Below are 684 nucleotides of genomic sequence, written 5' to 3'. Positions count from 1 at the left end.
TCGGCGATCAGCTTTTCGGCCTGGGTTCGCGAGCAGTAGCCGAGCTTGGACAAAGCGCGCGGCAGGGTCACCCGCTTGCTCTCGACGGCTTCAGGCCTGTTGCGGCCGTTCTGCCTTTGCGGTGCGCGCCGCTCTCTCAATCGCCTGTTCCTCTGCTCTTTGTTATCGGCGTTCTGTTATCGGCGTTTTTGGCATGAACGGTGAGGGGATGCCAGACGCGGGGGCGCAAAACGCGGGGATAAGAAGGATCGGACAAGAGGGGAGGGGCTCTGTCGCTTTGCCAAAAAGAAGAGGCGGCGCCGGTGGCGCCGCCTGTCTTGGCCGCATTTATATAAGGGGAGCGGATCGCGGTGGCGATCGCTCTCAGTGACGCGCCATGAAGCCGGCGAGCTGCTCGCGGTTCATGGTAACACCGGCTGCCGCCTTGGCGGGATCCGGATGGGTGTAGGATACGCTGGGCATTTCAGGTAGTTCGAGAGCCTGTTGCATGTTCATGATACCGACCGCAAGGCGGCCCTGCGCTCCGTCTACCGTGACTTCGACGATGCAGTTCGATCCTTTGGCAATCATCAGCAGTCCTCCCTCGTTCTTTATAGTCTCCATTATTGGCCTGAAAAACGGGTTTTTCTAAGACCTAAGTAGTACGGGCCGGATGATACTTCGGATCATCCGGCTCGTAAACAA

The 684-nt window shown here is 58.8% G+C and carries 1 protein-coding gene; it reads right to left on the bottom strand.

Features of this window, described 5'->3' with window-relative positions; all coding sequences use genetic code 11:
* Window positions 1-363: 363 nt before the first annotated feature.
* Window positions 364-570: a hypothetical protein gene (locus tag B3605_RS00310; protein WP_112946167.1), complete on the bottom strand. Its 207-nt coding sequence runs from the start codon at window positions 568-570 to the stop codon at window positions 364-366.
* Window positions 571-684 lie beyond the last annotated feature (114 nt).

This window comes from Rhizobium sp. UBA1881 (assembly GCF_002338015.1).
GTDB lineage: Bacteria > Pseudomonadota > Alphaproteobacteria > Rhizobiales > Rhizobiaceae > Rhizobium.
The sequence above is the reverse complement of the archived record's forward strand: the minus strand, read 5'-3'. Positions and strand labels throughout refer to the sequence as shown.